Here is a 23,676-nt window from a genome sequence, read left to right on the forward strand (position 1 = left end):
AATATCTTTGCCGAACTTTTGAAAGTGCTATGGAACGAACATCAACTAAAAAAAATACATCTAACCCTCGTGAAACCTTAAAACGGTTAAATAAACAACCGAGAAAGGCAACAACATCCAGTAAAAAGAAGAAAACAAAAAGTTCTTCTTCAAATTGGGCAGGGATTAAATGGATAATCATAATCAATGTTTTATTGGGTGGTGGGATATGGTTAGGTATTCACTTTCAAGATGGATTTAAGTACTTTTTTAGTCAAGATAGAAAGAATGCTCCTGAGAAGTCATTATTTGATTTTAGAACGGCTGAGGTGTTAGCACGACACGATAGTAAAATGATTGGATTTGACGTGTCACATTATCAAGGAGTCATTGATTGGGGTAGAGTAGATTCTGTTGCAAGTAAGTCTGCTTTGGAGTTTGTATTTGTACGTGCAACTATGGGCGTTGATGGCGTTGATAGGGCTTATAAGTTAAACTGGAAAGGGGCAGGAGCAAATCATTTTATCAGAGGCGCATATCACTACTATCGACCAGATGAGAATTCAGTTGAGCAAGCGAATAATTTTATAAAAACAGTAAAATTAGCACCTGGAGATTTACCTCCAGTTTTAGATATTGAAGATTTGCCTAAAAAGCAATCAGTAGAAAGTCTTCGTTTAGGATTAAAACGATGGATTGAATTGGTGGAAGAGCACTACAAGGTTAAGCCAATTTTATATTCAGGAGAACATTATTATACGAATCATTTGAAGCAATGGTTTCCGGATCATATATTGTGGATTGCAAACTATAATTTCTTTGTAGAAGAAATAAAGCCTGAATGGCACTTTTGGCAGTTTACAGAAAAAGGAATTGTTAATGGTATTGAGGGAAAAGTAGATTTGAATATCTATAACGGTAATAAAACAGAAATGCGAAAACTACTATTAAAGTAGTCTTCGCATTTTTTTTATAGAGATAAGTTTGAATACTTATTTTTTAACGTCTAAGGCGTCTCGTAAGGCGTTACCGATTAGCATAAAGCTTATCACAAGGATAAACATAGCAAAGCCTGGTAAAAGGGCTAAATAAGGTTTTCCAAGTAAGATGTAATTATAATTCTCTTTAATCATTGCCCCCCAGCTTGGTGTCGGTACTTGTGTTCCCAATCCTAAAAAGCTTAAACCACTTTCCACTAAGATGGCAGAAGCAAAGTTAGCTGCTGAAATTACAATAACAGGTGCCATACAGTTTGGCAAGATGTGTTTAGTAATGATTCTGTAATTATTGTAACCTAATGCTCTGGCAGCTGTTACATATTGTTGTTCTTTAACACTGATAACTTGTCCTCTCACTACACGAGCTACTTCAACCCACATAGTTAGCCCTACGGCTATAAATACTTGCCAAAAACCCTTTCCTAAAGCCAAGGTAATTGCAATTACTAATAACAAAGTAGGGATAGACCAAAATACATTGATTAACCACAGGATTAGAGCATCTATTTTTCCACCGTAATATCCCGCGATTGCTCCTAAAGTAATTCCGATGACTAAAGAGATTAGAACAGCTACAAAACCGATTGAAAGAGATACCCTTGCTCCGATTACTAATCTGCTGAGGTAATCTCTACCTTGGTTATCTGTTCCGAGCCAGTATGTTTTTGTTTGTACAATATCTTTCTCATTAGCACTTTTAAAAAGAGATAGTGGAAGCGCTTTGAATTCTTCTAATTCTGGTTGATTGCTATAAGGTTTATAAAAGATAGAGTCTTGTTGTATATGAAACTCGTTAATTGCGATATGCTGTGTTGCCTGTTCACGTCCAAACCACAATTCACTAAACTTAATCCCTTCGTTTGTAGGAATAACGATAGTTTGTACTTTAAACCCTGGAGATTCAGAACGAAGAGCTAAGTCTCCAGCATTAGCATTTTTTGAATTATCAGGTATAATGAAATAAGCGAAAGCCGCTATAAGAGCAATTACTATAATTATCCAAAAACAGAAAACGCCCCAAAAATCTTTTTTAAATCTTTGGAGCGCAATCTGTGTATATGATTTACTTTTTTGATACATCTTAGTGTTTAGATGATATTCTGTTTTTACTGTCAATTTGTTTATTTGCCGACTTGTTGCCTAAATCTTTAAGGATGTTTACACCTTCTTCGATATACACATCAGAGTTAAGCATTTCGTGCCATCTTTCACGTTTGTTTTCTAAGATAGTATCTTTCTTAATTCTTTCTAATTCACTTGGAAGAGAGCTGAATTTTAAAGTGTTTTTATATTTAGAAATTGCTTTAAATTTCTTAGCCTTTTCCTCCGTTTCTTTTTGTTTGACTTTGTATTTATCAATATTTAGAGAGAACGTCTTTTCATCTTTTCTTTCGTTAATCCACTTCGCGTTTTCATCAATCAAATTGAATTGCTCATTGTTTACAATACGCTTTTTACTCAATTCAATTACGTTAGAGAAATCGTAAGGATAAGCAACATAAGAAGCTCTGTCAATTTTGTCCCAAGGCATTGCATTGTCCATATCTCTTTCTCCCATATCAATATAAGAATAGCGATCTGGTAAAACGATATCACTTAAAACACCTTCTCTTTGTGTAGATCCACCATTGATACGATAGAACTTTTGAAGTGTAATTTTAAGCGCACCTAAATCTCCAAAAGGCTGTTTTCTCAATAACTCGTTTAAGTCAACAAGGTTTTGAACAGTACCTTTACCATACGTATGTTTACTACCAATAATTACCCCTCTTTTGTAATCTTGAATTGCCGCAGCAAAGATTTCAGAAGCAGAAGCAGAGAAGTTATTAACAAGTACAACAAGTGGACCTTCCCAAACGATAGGAGTACCTTTGTCATCTAATACTTGTTGTTTTCCTCTTGACGATTTTACTTGAACAACAGGTCCTTCTTTAGAGAATAGACCAACCATTTCAACAACAGTTTGCAATGAACCACCACCGTTGTTACGCAAGTCCATTATAATACCGTCAATATTTTGTTTTTTAAGTTCTATAATTTCTTTTTCAACATCTGTAAAAGCATTTCTCTTGTCTTTATTTTCAAAGTCAATGTAGAACTTAGGTAAATGAATTAATCCGTATTTTTTATCTCCGTTTTGGATAACACTTGATTTAGCATACGTTTCTTCCATTTCAATCACTTCACGTGTAAGAGGAGTAACTTTTATCGTACCATCAATCTTTTTAAGTGTTAAGTAAACAGTAGTTCCTTTTTTACCTTTGATAAGTTTAACTACGTTATCTAAACGCATTCCAACGATATCAACCGGATCTTCATCTTTTGTTTGTCCAACTTTAAGAATGATATCTCCAACTTCGATTTCTTTACCTCTCCAAGCAGGACCACCAGGTACTAATTCATTGATTTCAACCCCTTCAGATTTTTTTCTTAAAACAGCACCGATTCCTTCAAAACTACCACTCATACTTGCGTCAAACTTCTCTTTGTCTTCTGGTGCAAAGTAGAATGTATGTGGGTCAAAGCGTTCAACAATAGAGTTGATGTAAATAGAGAACCAATCTTTACGTTCTAAATCCGTTAATAATTCGAAATATTCATCTAAAGATTTACCCGCACTTTCACGAGCTTCTTTCTCTAATTGTTCAAAAGTTTTCTTTTCAACAGGTTTTTTGTCGTCAGCTTTTTTCTTTTTAGTCGAATTTTCAATTGGATCACCAAACTCGTCTAACTCTCCCTCATCTTCAGTAACTTCTTTTCCCTCTTGGATTTTTTGGTTATCTGTAATTGTTGAAAGTACATTAAGTTTTAATTGTTTTCTCCAACGGTCTCTCAATTCGTCCTCATCTTTAGCATATCCTAATTTGTCATAATCAGCATCGAAAATTTCGTCTGAATTAAACTCAAAAGGAGTGCTAAGTACATCTGTATAGATTCCTTTAGCTTCTTCCATACGTTTAGTAATACGCTCATAAGTCAAATCAAAGAAAGATAATTCCTTTAACTCGATCATATCGTCGATTAAGTACTCGTATTTAGAAAACTCATCAATATCAGATTGTAAGAAGTATCTTTTCATCGGGTCTAATGCCTTTAGATATTCTTTATAAACTGTAGCTGAGAATTTATCATCAATTTTAGCTGGGTCATAGTGAGTACGTTCCAACAAATAAGTAACCAACTCAAGAAGTAATTGGTCTTTTTCAGGAGTCTCTTTTTCCTTCTTAGGGATAAAGCTCCATAGCAGAGCAGATACTCCGATTAGAAGAAGTATAACCTTATAATTTCTTTTCATAAATAACTTAAAAGTATTCATTAATTAGTTTTCATCTAAAGTAGTTAAAAAAGTGAAGATTTAGATGGTGCCTTCGATAATAATTTGTTAAAACCCTTTTATATAGGGGGTAATGTGTCTTTTTTAGGGTGAAATTGATATTCGAGTATTAATAGAGTTCCCCGAATATTTGTTACTTTAGCGAATGTAAATAAAAAAACGAAATGATGCAAAAACCCTTAATATTAGTTACAAACGATGATGGAATAACTGCTCCAGGTATGAGAGCTTTAATCGCTGTAATGAAAGAAATTGGAGATGTTGTTGTAGTAGCACCAGACAGTGCACAATCAGGAATGGGACACGCTGTAACAATTAATAATACATTGACTTTAGAAAAGGTTACAATAGATAGCGAAATTGAAATGGAATATGCTTGTTCAGGAACACCGGTTGATTGTGTAAAAATAGCGTTAGGCCAAATCTTAGACCGCAAACCAGACTTATGTGTTTCTGGTGTAAATCACGGATCTAATTCATCTATTAATGTTATTTATTCAGGTACGATGAGTGCTGCATTAGAAGCAGGGATGAGTGGAATTCCATCAATTGGTTTTTCATTATTAGACTTTAGTTGGAATGCAGATTTTGAACAAATAAAACCGTTTATAAAGAAAATTACTTTAGAAGCATTAAAGAATGGTATTCCTACTGACGTGGTGTTGAATGTTAACTTCCCAAAATTGGCGACAAAAGACATCAAGGGAATTAGAGTGTGTAGACAGGCAAAAGCTACTTGGATTGAGAATTTTGATAAACGAGTAAGTCCACACGGTAAAGAGTACTATTGGTTAAAAGGAGAGTTTGTTAATCAAGATAAAGGAGAAGATACAGATGAGTGGGCGTTACACAATGGATATGTGTCATTAGTACCAGTTCACTTTGATATGACAGCACATCAAGTTATAAAAAGAATTAATAGTTGGGATCTGTAATGGGTGAGAGGTTAAAACATATATTACTCGGTTTCTTATGTGGGGCTATTGTTACTGTAATAGGTACAGAGCTTTATTTAAGGCTGTTTACAAATTATGATTTATTTGTAGACTTTGACTTTATTCGACGAGCGGGAATGTTTGGCAGGGTTACTGCTATAGGTAGTTTACTAAATCTGTTATTGTTCACATTTTTTATTAATCGCAAGTTAGATTTTTTAGCGAGAGGTTGTATTTTAGCCGTTATTATTTTAACAGTGGTAACATATTTGTTGTAGATGAAGTATTATATCATAGCAGGAGAAGCATCAGGAGATTTGCACGGATCTAATTTAATGAAGTCGATTTATAAAAAAGATCCAGAGGCAGATATACGTTTTTGGGGAGGTGAATTGATGCAAAACGTAGGAGGGAAGTTGGTGAAACATTATAAAGACTTAGCTTTTATGGGCTTTGTTGAGGTTTTACAAAACCTTCGTACAATTCTTCGAAATATATCTTTTTGTAAAAATGACATTGAAGCCTTTAATCCAGATATGTTGATTTTTATTGACTACCCTGGATTTAATATGCGTATAGCTGAATGGGCAAAGAAAAAAGGTATATCAACACACTATTATATTTCTCCACAGATTTGGGCATGGAAAGAGAATCGTATTAAAGCGATTAAACGCGATGTTGATTTTATGTATGTAATTCTTCCATTTGAGAAGGATTTTTATGAGAAGAAACATCAGTTTCCTGTAACGTTTGTTGGCCATCCTTTAATTGATGCAATTGAAGCATATAGAGCAGAAGAGCACGTTGACTTTCGCGCTAAGCACAATTTAGATGACCGACCTGTTATAGCACTATTGCCAGGAAGTAGAAAACAAGAGATTAGTAGATTGCTAAATGAGATGTTGTCTGTAATACATCACTATCCACAATATCAATTTGTGATAGCTGGTGCACCAGGACAAGAAGCGTCTTTTTATGAGCAGTTTATACAAGATAAAAATATATCGTTTGTATTCAATGAAACCTATGCATTGTTGAATATAGCACACGCAGCATTAGTTACGTCAGGTACAGCAACGTTGGAAACAGCCTTGTTTAGAGTTCCTCAAGTTGTATTGTACAAAGGGAACCAGATTTCTTATGAAATTGCGAAGCGAATTATCAAGTTAAAATACATTTCATTAGTTAATTTAATTATGGATGATGATGTAGTTGTAGAGCTAATTCAGAGCGATTGTAATGCAAAAAGAATCGAGTCAGAATTCAGTAAAATAATAAATGGTAAAAAACGCGAAGAAATTTTATTGAAATATGACAAATTAATTTGTACTTTAGGGGGCGGAGGAGCGAGTGATTCTGCAGCAGAAGAAATGATTAAGAATTTTATGAGAAAAAGCAGCTAAAATATTTTGAGTATGAGAAAGTTTACGGTTATACTATTCAGTTTTGTAACGTTTATTAGTTTTAATAAAGTAGAAGGAAAGAACACTAATGTAAAGAACAATAGTGTACTTAATTTTAAGGTGGATGAAACTTCACCTATTAAAAAGAAAAAAACAGCAGTTATAAACGAAAGTAAAAAAGTAGACGATCAAGTTCAAAATGAATTAGATGCCTTGTTAGACGATTTCATGAAAGAAATGGATAACAACAAATTGGAATTCGATAATTTGACAAGTCAAGTAATCAATACTGCTTTTGATTATGAAGGTGTTAGATATAGATTTGGAGGGATGTCTCGTAAAGGGATGGATTGTTCAGGTTTAGTTCAAACTGCTTTTGGAGATACTGAAATTAGCTTACCTCGTAGTTCAAGTGAAATGGCTCAAGTTGGTGAACGTGTGAAACAGAGAGATGCTCAGAAAGGAGATTTAATATTCTTCAAAACACGAGGAAACAGAATTAGTCATGTTGGAATAGTAACTGAAGTATTTGATGATGAAATCAAATTTATTCATTCTTCAACAAGTAGAGGTGTAATTGTATCTTCAACGAAAGAGAATTATTACCAAAGAACTTTTGCTCAAATCAATAGAGTAGTACAATAAAAAGAAACTTTTTCAAAAATATAGTAAAGAATTTTATTCTTTGGAGAGAATTTTGATGCATTCATTTATAAATGAAGACATTAAAATTCTCTTTTTTGTTTTATACCTTATTCCTAATTATCGGAATATTCCTTTATGACTATATACCATTTGTAATAGCACTCCTGTGTATGGGAGGTGCTATTTTTTTTATAGCGTTAAGCTACAAGAATAAGTTTACGTTTTATCCTACTAAATTTTCTTTTATAAGTGATGTTATTGCAATTGGACTGCTTTTTATTTCGTTAGGAGTAAGTATTAAGAAAGGACAAGAGTTTGTTTTTAACAAAGTAAATACGAATGAATTTGTAGCTGGTTTTGTAAAACAATCTGTAAAAGCGGATGTGAGAATAGAAGAGGAAGTGTCTTCAAGTTCAGGAAAGCGTTATATTGTCCAATTACTGCGAATAAACGATTCTGTTGTTCATACAAAAGCTTATTTGACTTTAAAAGAACAGGAGACTTCTTTTATTCCAGGAGATATTATTTCAACCTATACTTTTATTCGGACTATTGAAGCTCCAAGAAATATTGGTCAATTTGATTATCAAAGCTATTCTAAACAGCAAGGTATATACTTTCAACTATATGGGAGTGAGTTTGTACGTGTTGGCCGAGCGAATGGTTTGAAGTATGAGATATTGCGCTGGAGGTTTTATTTAACAGAACAAATAAAGAATAGTGATGTTTTAAGTGACAATGCTAAAGGTTTGTTGAACGCCTTAATATTAGGAAAGCGGAGTGATATTGATAAAGTTGTTTTAGCCCAGTTTAAAGAACTTGGTGTAATGCATATCTTGGCTATTTCCGGATTACACGTTGGTCTAATCTATCTGATGTTATTAACTGCTTTCGGTTTTCTTAAACCTATTAGTAAACAAGTGGTCGTAGTTTTGTTATTATGGCTTTTCGTCTTTTTATCCGGTTTTTCTCCTTCTGTATTTAGAGCGGTGTTTATGTTTACTATTTTTTCAGTGGCTCGTATAATTCGCAGAGAACAATCGTTAGAGCACAACGTAGGTCTTGCGTTGTTTTTTAGTTTGTTCTTTTATCCTAATTGGGTTACTGATATTGGTTTTCAATTGAGTTATTTAGCTGTAGTAAGCATCGTTTATATCTTGCCTTTGTTTGCAAATTGGTATAGTACTAATCGCATAGTAAAATACATACAAGGCATTGTATATGTGTCATTAAGTGTTCAAGTAGGTTTAATGGCAATACAACTCTATTATTTTAAGCAGTTTTCTTTACTGTTTTTAATAGGAAACCTAATCGTGATTCCTTTTGTAACGGTTTTGATTGTTTTAGGCGTTCTTTATTTTATGACGCTTTTTATACCGTTTTTAAATCAGTTGATAGGGATTGTATTTAATCTATTGACAGATATGATGTACAAAAGTGTTTCCCTTTTAGCTCAGTTTGATGAAATGGTTATTAAGAATGTACAGTTTAGTAAAACACAAGTATTTGTTTTTTTAACCTTGCTTACCTGCTTGTTATTATTTTATTATCGAAAATCGCGTGTATGGGTCTTGAGTAGCTTTGTATTGTTTTTTACGTTACAAGTTGTGCCATATCTAAGAAGGTATTCAGAAGATAAAAGAAGTGAACTTATTATTCCATATTCACAAAATAGAGAACAAATTAGTTTGTGGTATAAAAAGGGGAGTCACTTGTTGAATGGTGCAAGAGAGCCTCAAGGAGATGGTAGTTACTCAACAGAATTGACTGCTCTGAATAGTACAATAAGTAATATGACTATGCAGAGTATAGAATTAAAACCGCTTATGCCTATAGGGGAGCAGTTTTTATTAGTTTTAAGCGACTCACTTACGATTTACGACATTGGGTTTCAAGTGGACGTTATATTGCTTACAAAGCATCCTAAAGTTAATATAGCACGTGTATTGAGTTATCATCAACCTAAAGAAGTAGTGTTACATAATTCAATGCCATTGTGGTTTAAAGAGAAGTGCATTGAAACTTGTATAAAAAACAATATCCCTTTTCACGATATATCAGAAAAGGGATATTGGTCTAAATTATTTAAAAGCGATTAAAGCTGTTCTAACAATTGTTGAGGAGTTTTATATCCAACGATTACATTAGAAACTTCACCTTTAGCATCGAAGATTACCATAGAAGGATATCCTGGGATTCTCAAAAACATAGTAAAGTCGTGTGTAGCATTTCTACCTTTTCTATTGCTATTGTATCCAGGGTTAGTATATTTTTTCCCTTTATAGCTGATTTCTTCATTACCTTCAGAATCAAACTTAACAGCATAATAATTCTTGTTGATATGTTCAATCACCTTACTATCTGTAAAAGTGTTTTTATCTAACATTTTACAAGGACCACACCAATCAGTGAATGCGTCCATAAAGATAGGTTTAGCCTCTTTTTTTTGCGCAGCTACTGCTTCATTAAAAGTCATCCATTTAATTTCTTGAGCATTCATAGAAAAGCTCAATAAAGCGATAGTGAATAAGAAAAACAGTTTTTTCATGTATAAAGTTGTAATTAGATTTTATAAATTATTTTACTCCGTGCATTAATTTCTTCATCAGCGGATTAAGCGCAATAACTAAAATACCTGCAATAATTGGTACAATAGTGAAGATTAAGAAGAAAGTAGACAATGAATACTTCTCTGTAATTACTTCAATTTGTCCTCCAAGTTTTGCAGCTAAGTTGTTACCAATAGCGATTGCAAGATACCACATTCCAAACATAAGTGCAATCATTCTTGCAGGCACTAATTTAGAAACATAAGAAAGTCCCACTGGAGAAGAGAACAACTCTCCGAGTGTATGGAATAAGTAACCAAATACTAACCACATCATAGAAACTCTTGTTCCTTCTGTGATACCGTGTGCTCCATAAGCTAATACTCCAAATCCGATAGCCATAATAATAAGACCTAAACCGTATTTAATAGCAGCAGGAGGATTGTATTTAGAATCCCATAGTTTAGAAACAACAGAAGCAAAAGCAATGATGAAGAAAGAGTTTAAGATTGAGAACCAAGAAGCAGTAATCTCCACTTGATTATCTTTAATTTCTTTTACTTCAGCGTGTACAACGTGAATTTCTTTTTGACTTTCAATGTCTGTAATTTGATTGTATGCTTGTAATTCTCCTTTTAACTTTTCTTCAGCTTTAGCATCAAGGATATTGTATTTACCAAGTTCTTCGTATATTTTTAGTTTAGAACCTTTTTCTAAACTAACCAATTCAGAAATAATAGTTGTTTGTTCCACCACTACATCTCCATCTTTAGCAGGAGCTGATTCTGATACAGGAACGTAAGTAAACATTAAATTATTGTTGTTGTCTTTCTTTTGAGCGCCAGTTTCATCTAATACTGGTTTTTCAATAGCACTATAACGAACCTCATACGCGTGAGAAGACCAGTCTCTGTTTAACATCCAGATAGCAGCTCCCCAAACTCCAATAAACGTAATAGCTAAAACGATATTAGAAACCAATGCCTTTTTATATGTTCTTTTTGCCAATAAAATAAGTACCCAAGAAACAATAAGTAAAGGAATAACAGTCAACAATAAGTTGAATATATTAAACAATAAAGCCTTGTTTCCAGACAAAATTCTTTGCGTATTATCTCTTGCAAAAATCACTAAAGAAGTAGCTCCTTGTTCAAAAGACATCCAGAAGAAAATAGTGAAGAAAGCAAAAATGATTACCGCAATCATTCTATCTCTTACAATCTTCGTATATCTCATAATACGAGAAATAACTAAGTATAAGAAAATAAGAAGACCACCTACAATAACAACAGTTTTACCATCCATTCCAAAAAGAGTAGTTGGGAATAACTGCATATTTCCGATGATTCTAAACGGATCATCAAAAGCATATAAGAATCCAACGATAGTAGAAATAACGATTAAGATATAGTCAACTTTCGTAAAAGGATTAGGTTTTAAAGAATCTTTTTCTTCTTGAGTTAATGTTTGAGCATTTACAATATCCTCAGGTTTAATCTCAATACTCTTGTTAGGAACGTCACCAATATTTCCAAAGATTGGCTTTGCTAACCAGAATTGTAACGTACCTAAAAGCATAAAAATACCAGCTAAACCAAAACCATAGTGCCATCCAATACGCTCACCAATGTAACCACAAAGCATCATTCCGAAGAAAGCACCAGTGTTTACACCCATATAGAAAATAGTATAAGCACCATCTTTCTTTTCAGGGAAAGCCTTGTACATTTCAGATAAGATAGAAGTCATATTAGGTTTAAAGAAACCAGTACCTACAACAAGACAAACAAGTCCTAAGTACATAAAGAATTCGGTTTCAAAAGTCATCGCAGCGTGTCCCAACGTCATAATTAAGGAACCTACTACAACAGCCCATCGGTAACCGATATATTTATCAGCTATGATACCACCGAAGATTGGTGTAATGTAAAGTAGCATAGCATAAGTTGCAAAAATTGCCCCTGCGTTAGCAGTAGTCATCTCCCAGCCTGGGTTTAGTCCAATTACAGACATTGTTAAGAACTGAATTAAAAGAACACGCATTCCGTAAAAAGAGAAGCGTTCCCACATTTCAGTAAAGAACAGAACAAATAACCCCGCCGGGTGTCCCAGGACCTTTGTGTCAAAGAAATTCGGCTGCGCCGTAGTGTCAGTTTTCATTATATTTATAAAGTTTGGTGTTGTCAGTTTATTAATGTTGTGTTTACATAAGCGTTAAAAGTAATAAAATAAAGTCATAAATAATTCCCTTTGAAAAAAAATACTATATATCTGTAGAATGTTTTATCTCTTTGGTTGATTATTAGTAATAATCTAAACCGTGAATTAACTTTAGAATACACGATAAAAAAAGCACTATGGTTTTCTCCATAGTGCTTTTTTGTAATTTATAATTTAATATCAATTATGCTTTTTTATTTTCTAAAGGACGAATAACTAAACGGTCATAAATCACTAAAGTAATAACAGAAAAGATTCCGATACCACATACTACGTACCATATCTTATTAGGATTATATGTGCTCCAAAGCATATCTACCATTTCCCAATGAGACATTCCTAACTTTTGTTCTGCTAAAGTAAAATACTCATTCTTAGAGAAAGGGAAGTGAACTTGGCTAATATCTATATTTTTTGATGTAGCGAAGTCAACAAATGATTGCTTAACAACTGCCCAGTCAACAGAATCTGCTTTTAGATTAAATTGTTTCTCAAAAGCAGACAAAGACATATTTAAGGTCTTAGAACCTTGTTCAATGAACTGTTCGTGACTTACTACTTCAGGCATCGCTATATCTCGTGTAGACATTTCTGTTTTTAACAATGATAATTTGTCTGACCACGCTTGGTATAAGTCTCCAGAGATGTATTTCGTAACAAAGTAACTCGCTGCTACTGGTAAGAAGTATGTACCTTGATAAAGCCCTTCTTTTCCTTTAGGAGTAATTAATGCGATAAAAGATGAAACTGTTGGACTTGACATCATTTCTCCAATAGAGAAAATCATTGTTCCAATAATAGTAAATATTGGGTTATGTGTATAGAAAGTTAATCCAACCCCAATACTTGCAATTACAGCACCTCTAATTACAGCATTGATATGACGCATTTTGGTTACGAAGTACGAGATTGATACTTGACATAAGATAATCATCAATGAGTCAATATTGGTAAACCACTCTGGTTTTACTTGTCCATCTTGTGTTAGTAACGGACCTAAAAACGATACATTTTCATTAATCCAATTACTCAAGACAGAAGAGTTTACCCAATCTTCAATAAAGTTTGGCAAGGTATTGAACAGCTGATTAAACATTGTCCAGAATCCGATCATTAATAACAATAAAATTCCTAAACGAACATCTTTCAAGGCTTCAAAAATTCCTAATATAGAATCTTTGATTGCTTTTCCAATCGAGTCTTTTGGCTTTTCTACTTTTGGTTCTTTGTAAAACAACAATAAGATTAACAGGTTGATACCAATAACAATTGCTGCTTGTATGAAAATGATTTTCCATCCATAAGTTGTACGTAATCCTGACGACATAGCAGGTCCGATAAACCCACCAATATTCACCATCATATAGAAAATACCGAAACCAAGAGTTCCTGTCGATTCATCTGTATTACGTGCGATTATAGCAGAAGCAACAGGTTTAAAGAAAGCAGCTCCAATAGCTACTAACAAGAATACCGCGTATACATTGTTGTAAGCAGTTACTTCTCCCAACAAATAATATCCGGTAATCATTATGATAAACGCGATAATCAAGGATAGTTTATAACCAATTCGGTCAGCAATAACACCAAAGAAAAGCGGTAAGAAGTATAAAATTCCTACAATACCTCCCATGATACTCCCTTTCTGTATGTGATCAAAGCCCAGACCTCCAGTGTCCGTTGAGCCTACTAAGTATAGTCCTAACAGCGTGTAGATACCATACCACGCCCACCGTTCCATAAGCTCCATAAAACTGGCTATCCAAAAGTTTTTATTGAACGATTTTATCGTTTGTCCAAAAGTTTTATTGTTCTGCGACATGGTAATTGGTTATTTATATATTTAAGGAGGTTAAGTTAAGCTGTAAATTTTATTTAGCAATGAATAACAGAAAAATATTTGCAGAAACAGTGTAAATATACTGTTGTTTAACTGCAAGAATCCCTTGTTTAAGTTTAAAGCAAAAAAAAGCGCCTTAGAATCCTAAGGCGCTTTATATTATAATAAGAAGATGAAATTATCTTACATCTTGCATTAACTTTTTAATTACTGGAGAAAGTGCCATTAACACAATACCAGCTACTACAGCATAAAGACCTAAATCTTTGTACCCATCAGTATAAGAAATCAAGGCGTCGTAGTTTGTTGCATTTGCTGTATCAGTAGTTGACATACCAGCACCGATAATACCAGCAACATACTGTCCGTACGCACTTGCTAAGAACCAAAGTCCCATCATCATTCCTTGTAAATTAGGCGTTGCTAATTTTGTCATAATTGAAAGACCAATAGGTGATAAACACAACTCTCCTAATGTGATTATTAATAGGGCAAATGTGAAGAAGTCTAACGAAGTCATCCCTTGTAAGTCAGCGAATAATCTTGTAGCAAATAATGCGTAATATCCAGCACCTAAAAGTACAAACCCTAAACCAAATTTAATAATTGTGTTTGGCTCAATCCCTTTTTTAGCTAACCAAATCCAAAGCAACCCTAATACAGGAGCAATGAAGATGATAAAGAAAGCCCCTCCAGAGTTGTTCACTCCATTAGGATCTAAGTGCATACCTAAAAGGTCTGAGTTCAAGTTTTTCGCAGCGAAAATACTCAATGATCCTCCAGCTTGTTCGTAGATACCAAAGAATAGAATAGAGAACAAGATAAAGATTAATGCAGCAATAATTTTCTTACGTTCAGACGAGTTCAATTTAGACATTTCGTAGAACAAGTAAATTAAAGCTAACGGACCAACAGTCATCATGAAATAATCAGTATAAGCTGTATTGTCAATCATTAATACGATCAAAGGAATCATTGCAAAAGTACCTACATACGTAAGGATCTCTTTCCAAAGAGCCATTCTTTTTTCAGTACCATCAGCAGCAACTTCAGTTGGTTGAATACCAATTGGACCTAAGTGTCTTTTTGTAAATGTAAAGTTGATTAAACTCACAAGCATTACAAAAGCAGCAAGACCAAAAGCAACATTCCAACGGTGTGCTTGATCAATCGTTTCAGCGAAGATGTGTCCTTTACCAATAGCAATACATAAGTAACCTCCAATTAAGGCACCTAAGTTAATACCAGCATAGAATAAAGAGAAACCAGCATCCGTACGACTATCTCCTTTTTTGTATAAGTATCCTACCATAGTAGAGATATTTGGTTTAAAGAAACCAGTACCAATTACTGTAAAAGCAATCCCTTCAAAAAAGTAAGTATGAGGTTCGTATGCTAAGATTAAACTTCCCACGATCATCATGGAGCCACCCCAGAATAGAGATTTTCGGAAACCTAAAATTTTATCTGCAAAAATACCTCCTAAGAAAGTGAATGCATAAACGAAAGCTTGAGTAGCTCCGTATTGTAAGTTAGCTTGTGCTTCCGCAAAGTTAAGTTGGTCAATCATAAAGAATACCAACATCCCTCTCATTCCGTAGAAACTGAAACGTTCCCACATTTCTGAGAAGAATAAACTCCAGATTTGTTTCGGGTATTTACCCGAAAAACTCTGAATCTCTTCTAATGTCTGTGTCTGACTCATTTTAATTAATAATTTTTATTATCGTATAATACACGATACCTAACGGATACCGTGCATGAATTTTTTCAATATTGGGTTTATTAACATTACCAGTATTCCGGCTGCTGCAGGAATTAATGTGAATAGGAAGAAGAAGTGACTTAATGAGTAGTCATTTTTGATAACTTCAATTTGACCTCCTAAAATAGCAGCGAATTTCTGTGCAATTGCAAGTGCCAAGTACCACATACCAAACATAAATGCAAGCATTTTTCCTGGTACAAGTTTAGATACATAAGACAGACCTACTGGCGAAATAAATAATTCACCTAAGGTATGGAATAAGTATGTTAATATTAGGAATATCATCGACATTTTTACGCCTTCAGAACTTCCCATTGATCCAAGACCAAGAATTAAGAAACCGATAGCTACTAAAATAAGCCCAATTCCGTACTTAAATGCAGCAGGTGGGTTGTATTTAGAATCCCATAATTTTGACACAGATGAAGCAAAAGAAATGATAAAGAAAGAATTTAAGATTGAGAACCAAGAAACTGTAATTTCTGATGATTCTTTTGAAAATTCATTTGATAACATCCAGATAGCTGCTGCCCAAATTGCCGCAAAACAGATGAATAACATTAAGTTAGATAAAGCAATTTTTTTCCAAGTAGCTTTAGCTAACATAATTAATACTCCAGTAATAATGATTAAAGGAATAATTGTCAAACAAGTATTTACGATATTAAAAATCAATAATGATGTTCCCTCTAAAGATCTATCTACGTAGTCTCTCGCTACCAATACAAGTGAAGTAGCTCCTTGTTCAAAACTCATAAAGAAGAACATTAAGAAGAAAGCTAATAGAATTACAGCAAACATTCTGTCTCTAATAATCTTTCCATAACGTAAAATTCTTGAGATTACTAAGTATAAGAAACCGATTAAAGCAACAATTGCCATAATGTTTTGACCTCTTAATGCGTCAGTATCTAAGAATTTGAACATATCATAAACCCCATTTTTAGATAAAGGGTCATTGAATGCGTACAATAAACCGATGATAGAAACAAATGCAATTAACACATAGTCGATAGAAGTATAAGGATTTCTTGTTTCCTCTTCTTCTTTAACCTCTTCTTGTGTTTTTTGTACTGCTGTATCAACTTTTTTAAGTTCTCCTACATTACCAAATAAAGGTTTCGCTAACCAGAATTGTACAGTTCCTAAGAACATAAAGATTCCAGCTAAAGTAAATCCAAAATGCCATCCTTGTGTTTCAGCAATATATCCACAAAGCATCATACCAAAGAAAGCTCCTGAGTTTACTCCCATATAGAAGATTGTATATGCAGCATCTTTTTTCTCTGGAAGATATTTGTACATCTCACCAAGCATAGAAGGCATATTAGGTTTAAAGAAACCAGTACCAATAACTAAACAAGCAAGTCCCATAAAGAACATCGCTTTAGAGTCAAATCCCATTGCAGCGTGTCCTATTGTCATGATAATAGCACCAACAATAACCGCCCAACGCGATCCGATATATTTATCAGCGATAACTCCACCAAGAATAGGAGTTAAATAAAGCAACATTGCGTAAGTACCATATAAAGCACCAGCTTGTTCTGCGGACCATCCCCAGCCTGAGAAAGGATCATCAAATAAGACTTTTGCAGTCAAGAATTGAATTAACAATACTCTCATTCCGTAGAAAGAGAATCGTTCCCACATTTCAGTAAAGAATAGAACGAAAAGACCTGCAGGGTGTCCGAGCACCTTTGATTTAAAGAGGTCTGAATTAGTAGCTGTTTCTGCTGCCATTGTAATTTTATTAGTTTGTTTTAAGTTAGTACGTGATTGTATACTGTTGTTTGGTGTAGGTATTATAAATTGTTTAAAATGAAGTTTGTCATTTTAGTGTACAATTGTAATCTTGTGTTTCCGCCGTAAATACCGTGGTTTCTATCTGGATAGATCAGCCAATCAAAATCTTTGTTCTTTTGAACTAAAGTTTCAATCATTGCCATAGCATTTTGTACGTGAACGTTGTCATCTGCCGTACCGTGGATTAATAAGTAACGCCCTTTAAGCTTGTCAGCGTGAGTAAAAGGAGAGTTATCATCGTACCCTGTAGGGTTTTCTTGCGGTGTTGTCATATATCTTTCTGTGTAGATACTATCGTAATATCTCCAGTTGATAACTGGGGCAACAGCAATAGCCATTTTGAAAACGTCATTTCCTTTAAGCAATGAATTAGACGACATAAAGCCTCCATAACTCCATCCCCAAATACCAATTCTACTTGCATCAACATAACTTTGTGCGCCTAAGTATTTAGCAGCAATAATTTGGTCTTCTACCTCGTATTTACCTAATTGAAGTTGGGTTGTTTTCTTAAACTCCGCTCCTCTAAATCCAGTTCCTCTACCGTCAACTGTTACTACAATGTATCCTTTTTGAGTAAGCATTGCGTGCCAGTAATCATTAGAGTCAAACCATTTGTCAGCTACTTGTTGTGAACCTGGTCCGCTGTATTGATACATAAAAACAGGGTATTGTTTATTAGCATCAAAATCAGCTGGTTTCATCATCCAAGCGTTTAGTTGTAAACCGTTTACTGTAGGAATTTGAATAAACTCTTTTGTCGGTAGTTGGTAAGCTGTTAGTTTTTGTTCTAACTCTTTATTGTTTAAAATCTCTTTTACCACTTTACCATTCTTAGAATTATTTAAAGTGTATGTAGGAGCATTTTTACTTGAAGAGTAGATATTGATAAACAAGTCAAATTGAGGACTAAACACAGCTGTATTAGTTCCTAAATTGTCAGTTAATCTCGTTTTGTTTTTTCCGTTTAAATCAATTGCGTATATATCGCGGTAGATAGATCCTCGTTCTACAGACTGATAAAATAGCTTTTTCGCTTTTGTATCAATTCCGTAATAATCCGTTACTTCCCAGTTACCTTTAGTTATTTGGTTAATTAACTTCCCGTCTTTGTTATAGTAGTATAAATGGTTGAAACCATCGCGTTCGCTTAACCAAACAAAACTATTGTCTTGTAAAAAGTTAACCGTAGCTACATCAACATAAGCTTTATCCGTTTCGTTTAAGATTAGTTTTTTAGTCAATGTTTTACCATCGATAAAGAATAATTTTAAATCATTTTGGTGTCTGTTGATAACCTGAGCACTTAAAAGATTGTTGTCATTTGTCCACTTAATTCTCGGAATATAGAAATCGTTGAATTCAGACAAATCAACTTGTGCTGTAGAATTTTGTTTTAAATCGTAGATGTGAATAGAAACCAAAGAGTTGTTTTCACCTGCCTTAGGATATTTGAATTTATCTTGCGTAGGGTATAAACCTGTTCCGTAAACATCCATTGAATATTCAGGAACGTCAGTTTCGTCAAACTTAACATAAGCTAATTTATCACCATCTTTATTCCAGTCGAACATACGAACAATGCTGAACTCTTCTTCATAAACCCAATCAGAAATACCATTAATAACGTGATTTTTTTCTCCGTCATTTGTTATTTGCTGTGTTTTTTGAGAAGTTATGTCGTAAATAAACAAGTTGTTTTTGTATGCATAAGCAATTTTAGACCCATCGTTAGAAAAAGTAGGTTCTAAGATTTTGTGGTCTGCAATTTTGACAAGTGTATTTTTTGTAGGATTAAACAAATAATAATCAGCCAAAGCCGAACGGCGATAGATTGGCGTAGAATTCGTTCCGATTAACAATTGTTCCTCTTTATGGTCAAACACATAAGTATCAATAGAAGTTATGTCTTTAAAATCACTTGTAGAGAAGATTGTCTTAACCTTTTGTAGTGTTTGGAAACTGTATAGGTTAATTTCTTGCATATCTTTATTAACGCGCTCAATACGTGAGTATTGGTTGGAGTTTTCCATGGCGTTGACGGATTGCATTACTTTTGTTTTGAAAGAACCGTTCCAAATTTCTTCCTGTTCAATTTGTTTTTGAGCAAACCCAAATTGTGATGCAATAATGCAAAATAGTAGGGTAATCTTAAGGTGTTTCATTATATATTTAATCGAAAAAACTTCCAATTTTAATGAAAAAATATGATTTACACCAATTTATTTTTCGGAATAGGCAATAAAAGCTTAAATCTATTGACGCAATTTTGCCAAAGAAAGTCATAATAAATTAAACAAAAATGAGTGTTTGTTGATTTTTTAGTTTTTTTAACCTTGTAAGAATGAGTTATCTTTGTCGCTTAAATAAAAATTATGAAGGCAGGTAATATTAATGGTTTTTCTAAGTTAAGTAAACGTGACAAAATCAATTGGATAGCTCAGACGTATTTTTCAAACCCTGAAGATGTAGTTGAATTAATCGAGCAATATTGGAATTCAGACGAGGAGTTACAAAAACTTCACGATGAGTTTATCGAGAATACAATTACGAATTTTTATTTACCATTTGGTGTAGCTCCTAACTTTCTTATCAATGACAAGTGGTACACAATTCCTATGGTAATTGAGGAGAGCTCAGTTGTAGCCGCTGCATCTAAAGCTGCAAAGTTTTGGTCTGAAAGAGGTGGGTTTAAAACGACTATTTTAGGTACAGAAAAAATAGGTCAAGTACACTTTATCTACAAAGGAGATAAACAAAAACTGGAAGCATTTATTGCAAATACACAACAAGCATTTTTAGACGATACTTTTTCAATTACTCAGAATATGCAAAAGCGTGGAGGAGGAATTCAAAAAATCGAATTAAGAGATAAGACTTCTGATATTCCGAATTACTATCAACTACACGTTACTTTTGAAACGAAAGATAGTATGGGAGCTAATTTTATCAACTCGTGTTTAGAGCAAATAGCTTCTACTTTAAAAGCAAAAGCAATTGCTAATACAACTTTTACAGAAGAGGAAAAGCAAATAGATGTAGTGATGAGTATTTTATCTAACTACGTTCCTAATTGTGTTGTTCGCGCTGAGGTTAGTTGTCCGGTTGAAGATTTGAAATCAGCGGATATTAAAGACCCTATTTTATTTGCAGAGAAGTTTGTACAAGCTGTTCGCATTGCAGAAGTAGAGCCTTTTAGAGCAGTAACGCATAATAAAGGAGTGATGAATGGTGTAGATGCAGTTGTTGTTGCTACGGGTAATGATTTCCGCGCTATTGAAGCAGGAGTTCACGCCTATGCAGCTCGCAGCGGACAATATAGTAGTTTATCACACGCTTCCTTAGAGAATGGTATTTTTAAATTTTGGATTGATTTACCATTAGCTTTGGGAACAGTAGGAGGATTGACTTCATTACACCCAATGGTGAAAGTTGCTTTACAAATGTTGCAAAAACCTTCAGCTACTGAGTTAATGCAAGTAATTGCAGTTGCCGGAATAGCACAGAACTTTGCAGCTGTTAAATCGCTTACAACTACGGGAATTCAACAAGGACATATGAAAATGCACTTGATGAATATCTTAAATCAATTTAAAGCAACAGATGCTGAGCGTGTAAAAGTAGTAGCACATTTTGAAAAGAATGTTGTTTCACATAGCGCAGTAGTTGAATTATTAGAAAGCCTTAGAAAATAATGCAGACACAAAAGTTTTATAGTAACGGAAAATTACTTCTAACAGGAGAGTACTTGGTTTTAGATGGTGTACGTGCATTCGCTGTGCCTACTCGTTTTGGACAATCTATGGAAGTAACAGAAACATCAACAGGACTAATTCGTTGGACTAATTTTGATGCAGATGGATCGATGTGGATGCAAGAGGAAGTTACTATTGACGAAATAATTAATGCTAATAAACAGGATACTTCCACATTTCGCGGCGTATTGATAGATGTTTTAAGCGCAGCACATAAACAAAATGAGGTGTTGTTAAATAAGGCACAAGGCTTTGATGTTACTTGTGAATTAACTTTTCCTCGTATTTGGGGATTGGGAACATCATCAACGTGGATTAACAATGTTGCTCAATGGTTTGGAATTAACGGTTTTCAATTGTTAGAAGAATCATTTGGAGGTAGTGGTTATGACATAGCGTGTGCACAATATGACAAACCAATTTTTTATAGAAGACAAGGCAACTCGCCAGAAATTACAGCGGTTACTTTTTCGCCAAACTTTACAGAACACTTGTATTTTGTTTACTTAAATCAAAAGAAGAGTAGTAAAGAAGCAATTGCCAATTACCGCAAGAAGAAAAACGCTTTAGGAGATATTGGAAATCGCATTGAAGAATTAGGAAAAGAAATGCAAGCGTGTGTAAGTTTTGAATCTTTTTGCGATTTGATCAAAGAACACGAGTCATTGATGAGTGCTGTACTTGAACAAGAAACCGTGAAACAGCGCTTGTTTGCTGATTTTAATGGAGAAGTTAAAAGTCTTGGTGCTTGGGGAGGAGATTTTGTCTTAGTAGCATCAAAAGAAAACCCATCTACCTATTTTGAAACAAAAGGGTATACGACTATCGTACCATATAAAAAAATGATTGCTTTTTAGTAGATAAAATTCTATTTGTAATCATAATAGAGTATATTGCTTCCGATTAAGAATAACATAGTGCTATGTTATCAAAGTTTTGATAGTTTAGTTTTTTATGAGCAAATTGGGAGATTAAACTATTGTAAAAGGGTGTCCGTAAAGGACACCCTTTTTTGTTTGATGACACGTACTGTTTTTTTACAAATTGAGAACTAATAGTAGTTTCTTTTCAATTGAGTTAAGCGTTGGGATAGGGATGTTAAAACAAGGTCATTACACTATTTTTTACAATTCATTTAAAGGGTGCTTGTATACTGTATGTATAGTGTATGTATACCCGTTGTATACTTTTTATGTAAAAATATACAAGCATCCTACATACATTACACATAAAATATACAGACAGACAGCATAAAACTTGTCTATTTCTTCTATAGCTGTACAGTTATAGTTGATAATCCTCTTTTGTATAGAGGAGATGAAGTTGTCGTTGTCAAAAGGGAAGGGAAACTTGATAAAGGAACTTTGAGTAAGCCTATTATAAAGCAAGATGAAGATACTAAACGTGTTTTCGTAAAAGCAGCAGAAGAGGTTTAGAAGACCAATGCAAAAAGATTTTAATAGTAATAGACGTGTTTGCTGTTACGAATTATTTCGTTTTGAAGATAATTAAGTAAAGTGGCTATTAATGTTTGTGTATCTTTAAAGTAAAAAGTTAGTTTTATGAGTAAGACAGAAGAGATAATAGCTCATCAATCGCATCGCCCTTGGGATATGCCAGAAGGTGATTGGGTTTATTATCAAGAGTGGAATAGGTTAATATTTTTACATTTTGAAGTTTCTTTTGAAGAGTTACGTGTCCTTGTACCCAGTTCTATGGAGCTTGATACTTTTGAAGGGAAGTGTTATATTTCTGTTGTGCCTTTCACGATGGAGAAGATTCGACCAAGGATTTTACCAGCAGTTGGTTTTGTTTCTAATTTTGAAGAATTAAATGTACGAACGTATGTAAAAGTAGATGGAAAACCAGGTGTTTATTTTTTAAATATAGAAGCAGGAAATAGCTTGTCAGCTTTTGTATCGCGTACTTTATCAGGATTGCCTTATGAAAAAGCAAGAATGAAGAGAGAGCAGGGATTGTACTATTCATTGAATAAGAAGAAAAAGTTTTTCTTAAAAGCGGAGTTTCAAGTTGGAGCGATAGTTCAGGAGAAAACGGAATTACAAAAATGGTTGACTGAGCGCTACTGCTTGTATGTTGACTTAGACGAAGATTTATATCGCTATGAAATTCACCACAAAGAATGGGAGGTTAGAGAGATTTCATTTGACGTGTTAGAATTGGATTATCGCTTTGGAAATATTCATTTGACAGAGGATAAGGTAATATGCCCGAATTACTCGATAGGAATAGAAGTAGTTTCTTGGGGAAGGGAAATAGTAAATAGGTAGTTAGTACGAGTTGTATCATTTTAGTAGGAAATAGATACTTATCATAGTAAGATTAATGTACTAAAGTGAAGAAGTGAAAAGGGGACAAATAGTTTATCAAAAGAGAATATAGTTAAAATAAAAAGCCTTTATATTTGATATAAAGGCTTTTAT

General features: G+C 33.8%; 17 protein-coding genes. 9 read left to right on the forward strand and 8 right to left on the reverse strand.

Going from position 1 to position 23,676, the window contains the following annotated elements:
- The first annotated feature begins 29 nt into the window (after nucleotides 1-29).
- Entirely contained in the window at nucleotides 30-935 is a 906-nt protein-coding gene (locus tag AABL81_RS01520; RefSeq protein WP_341340207.1) for a glycoside hydrolase family 25 protein, read from the forward strand.
- Nucleotides 936-971: 36 nt separating this feature from the next.
- Here AABL81_RS01520 and AABL81_RS01525 read toward each other — a convergent pair whose 3' ends face one another.
- Both AABL81_RS01525 and AABL81_RS01530 read right to left on the reverse strand, forming a co-directional pair.
- A complete protein-coding gene (locus tag AABL81_RS01525; protein ID WP_158209542.1) occupies nucleotides 972-2,057 on the reverse strand; it encodes an ABC transporter permease in 1,086 nt (361 codons plus the stop codon).
- 1 nt (nucleotide 2,058) lies between these two features.
- Nucleotides 2,059-4,293 carry a carboxy terminal-processing peptidase gene (locus AABL81_RS01530; protein ID WP_341340208.1) on the reverse strand — a complete coding sequence of 745 codons (2,235 nt, stop codon included), beginning with the start codon at nucleotides 4,291-4,293 and terminating at the stop codon, nucleotides 2,059-2,061.
- Between the two features lie 185 nt (nucleotides 4,294-4,478).
- Between AABL81_RS01530 and surE the strand changes: the two genes are divergently transcribed.
- From surE to AABL81_RS01550, 4 genes are all read left to right on the forward strand, one after another.
- Nucleotides 4,479-5,246 (forward strand): 5'/3'-nucleotidase SurE, encoded by a 768-nt coding sequence (gene surE / locus AABL81_RS01535; RefSeq protein WP_158211317.1) that lies wholly within the window; start codon nucleotides 4,479-4,481, stop codon nucleotides 5,244-5,246.
- A gap of 278 nt (nucleotides 5,247-5,524) precedes the next feature.
- Nucleotides 5,525-6,649, forward strand: a complete 1,125-nt coding sequence (gene lpxB, locus AABL81_RS01540; RefSeq protein ID WP_341340209.1) for a lipid-A-disaccharide synthase — start codon at nucleotides 5,525-5,527, stop codon at nucleotides 6,647-6,649.
- 12 nt (nucleotides 6,650-6,661) lie between these two features.
- Complete coding sequence (locus tag AABL81_RS01545; protein ID WP_341340210.1) at nucleotides 6,662-7,294, forward strand: C40 family peptidase; 633 nt, start codon at nucleotides 6,662-6,664, stop codon at nucleotides 7,292-7,294.
- 71 nt (nucleotides 7,295-7,365) lie between these two features.
- Nucleotides 7,366-9,393: a ComEC/Rec2 family competence protein gene (locus AABL81_RS01550; RefSeq protein ID WP_341340211.1), complete on the forward strand. Its 2,028-nt coding sequence runs from the start codon at nucleotides 7,366-7,368 to the stop codon at nucleotides 9,391-9,393.
- Here the strand turns inward: AABL81_RS01550 and AABL81_RS01555 are convergent.
- The 6 genes from AABL81_RS01555 to AABL81_RS01580 form a co-directional block, all read right to left on the reverse strand.
- Nucleotides 9,390-9,842 carry a thioredoxin family protein gene (locus AABL81_RS01555; RefSeq protein WP_158209537.1) on the reverse strand — a complete coding sequence of 151 codons (453 nt, stop codon included), beginning with the start codon at nucleotides 9,840-9,842 and terminating at the stop codon, nucleotides 9,390-9,392. The two genes, AABL81_RS01550 and AABL81_RS01555, sit on opposite strands and share 4 nt — an antisense overlap.
- 28 nt (nucleotides 9,843-9,870) lie before the next feature.
- Nucleotides 9,871-12,003: a peptide MFS transporter gene (locus AABL81_RS01560; protein ID WP_158209536.1), complete on the reverse strand. Its 2,133-nt coding sequence runs from the start codon at nucleotides 12,001-12,003 to the stop codon at nucleotides 9,871-9,873.
- A 244-nt stretch (nucleotides 12,004-12,247) separates the two neighbouring features.
- Entirely contained in the window at nucleotides 12,248-13,885 is a 1,638-nt protein-coding gene (locus AABL81_RS01565) for an MFS transporter (RefSeq protein WP_341340212.1), read from the reverse strand.
- Between the two features lie 196 nt (nucleotides 13,886-14,081).
- Nucleotides 14,082-15,608, reverse strand: a complete 1,527-nt coding sequence (locus tag AABL81_RS01570; RefSeq protein ID WP_158209534.1) for a peptide MFS transporter — start codon at nucleotides 15,606-15,608, stop codon at nucleotides 14,082-14,084.
- Between the two features lie 39 nt (nucleotides 15,609-15,647).
- Nucleotides 15,648-17,414, reverse strand: coding sequence for a peptide MFS transporter (locus AABL81_RS01575; RefSeq protein WP_341340213.1), 1,767 nt, complete (start codon nucleotides 17,412-17,414; stop codon nucleotides 15,648-15,650).
- A gap of 62 nt (nucleotides 17,415-17,476) precedes the next feature.
- Nucleotides 17,477-19,642, reverse strand: coding sequence for a S9 family peptidase (locus tag AABL81_RS01580; protein WP_341340214.1), 2,166 nt, complete (start codon nucleotides 19,640-19,642; stop codon nucleotides 17,477-17,479).
- A 210-nt stretch (nucleotides 19,643-19,852) separates the two neighbouring features.
- On the opposite strand from AABL81_RS01580, the gene AABL81_RS01585 reads away from it, so the two are divergent.
- The 4 genes from AABL81_RS01585 (at nucleotide 19,853) to AABL81_RS01600 (ending at nucleotide 23,523) form a co-directional block, all read left to right on the forward strand.
- Nucleotides 19,853-21,172 carry a hydroxymethylglutaryl-CoA reductase, degradative gene (locus AABL81_RS01585; RefSeq protein WP_158209531.1) on the forward strand — a complete coding sequence of 440 codons (1,320 nt, stop codon included), beginning with the start codon at nucleotides 19,853-19,855 and terminating at the stop codon, nucleotides 21,170-21,172.
- Complete coding sequence (locus tag AABL81_RS01590) at nucleotides 21,172-22,089, forward strand: GYDIA family GHMP kinase (RefSeq protein WP_341340215.1); 918 nt, start codon at nucleotides 21,172-21,174, stop codon at nucleotides 22,087-22,089. The genes AABL81_RS01585 and AABL81_RS01590 overlap by 1 nt, the downstream gene beginning before the upstream one ends.
- A gap of 447 nt (nucleotides 22,090-22,536) precedes the next feature.
- Complete coding sequence (locus AABL81_RS01595; RefSeq protein ID WP_262885454.1) at nucleotides 22,537-22,668, forward strand: hypothetical protein; 132 nt, start codon at nucleotides 22,537-22,539, stop codon at nucleotides 22,666-22,668.
- Nucleotides 22,669-22,794: 126 nt separating this feature from the next.
- The gene (locus tag AABL81_RS01600) at nucleotides 22,795-23,523 is read left to right on the forward strand and encodes a YqjF family protein (protein WP_158209528.1); all 729 of its coding nucleotides are present in this window, start codon (nucleotides 22,795-22,797) and stop codon (nucleotides 23,521-23,523) included.
- Nucleotides 23,524-23,676 lie beyond the last annotated feature (153 nt).

The sequence above is a fragment of the Myroides sp. C1519 genome (genome assembly GCF_038039755.1).
Taxonomy (GTDB): domain Bacteria; phylum Bacteroidota; class Bacteroidia; order Flavobacteriales; family Flavobacteriaceae; genus Flavobacterium; species Flavobacterium phaeum_A.

Bases quoted from the DNA above. Each gene is read 5' to 3' on its own strand.
- AABL81_RS01520 (WP_341340207.1), top strand. From the start codon at position 30: ATGGAACGAACATCAACTAAAAAAAATACATCTAACCCTCGTGAAACC.
- AABL81_RS01525 (WP_158209542.1), bottom strand. From the start codon at position 2,057: ATGTATCAAAAAAGTAAATCATATACACAGATTGCGCTCCAAAGATTT.
- AABL81_RS01530 (WP_341340208.1), bottom strand. From the start codon at position 4,293: ATGAATACTTTTAAGTTATTTATGAAAAGAAATTATAAGGTTATACTT.
- surE (WP_158211317.1), top strand. From the start codon at position 4,479: ATGCAAAAACCCTTAATATTAGTTACAAACGATGATGGAATAACTGCT.
- lpxB (WP_341340209.1), top strand. From the start codon at position 5,525: ATGAAGTATTATATCATAGCAGGAGAAGCATCAGGAGATTTGCACGGA.
- AABL81_RS01545 (WP_341340210.1), top strand. From the start codon at position 6,662: ATGAGAAAGTTTACGGTTATACTATTCAGTTTTGTAACGTTTATTAGT.
- AABL81_RS01550 (WP_341340211.1), top strand. From the start codon at position 7,366: ATGAAGACATTAAAATTCTCTTTTTTGTTTTATACCTTATTCCTAATT.
- AABL81_RS01555 (WP_158209537.1), bottom strand. From the start codon at position 9,842: ATGAAAAAACTGTTTTTCTTATTCACTATCGCTTTATTGAGCTTTTCT.
- AABL81_RS01560 (WP_158209536.1), bottom strand. From the start codon at position 12,003: ATGAAAACTGACACTACGGCGCAGCCGAATTTCTTTGACACAAAGGTC.
- AABL81_RS01565 (WP_341340212.1), bottom strand. From the start codon at position 13,885: ATGTCGCAGAACAATAAAACTTTTGGACAAACGATAAAATCGTTCAAT.
- AABL81_RS01570 (WP_158209534.1), bottom strand. From the start codon at position 15,608: ATGAGTCAGACACAGACATTAGAAGAGATTCAGAGTTTTTCGGGTAAA.
- AABL81_RS01575 (WP_341340213.1), bottom strand. From the start codon at position 17,414: ATGGCAGCAGAAACAGCTACTAATTCAGACCTCTTTAAATCAAAGGTG.
- AABL81_RS01580 (WP_341340214.1), bottom strand. From the start codon at position 19,642: ATGAAACACCTTAAGATTACCCTACTATTTTGCATTATTGCATCACAA.
- AABL81_RS01585 (WP_158209531.1), top strand. From the start codon at position 19,853: ATGAAGGCAGGTAATATTAATGGTTTTTCTAAGTTAAGTAAACGTGAC.
- AABL81_RS01590 (WP_341340215.1), top strand. From the start codon at position 21,172: ATGCAGACACAAAAGTTTTATAGTAACGGAAAATTACTTCTAACAGGA.
- AABL81_RS01600 (WP_158209528.1), top strand. From the start codon at position 22,795: ATGAGTAAGACAGAAGAGATAATAGCTCATCAATCGCATCGCCCTTGG.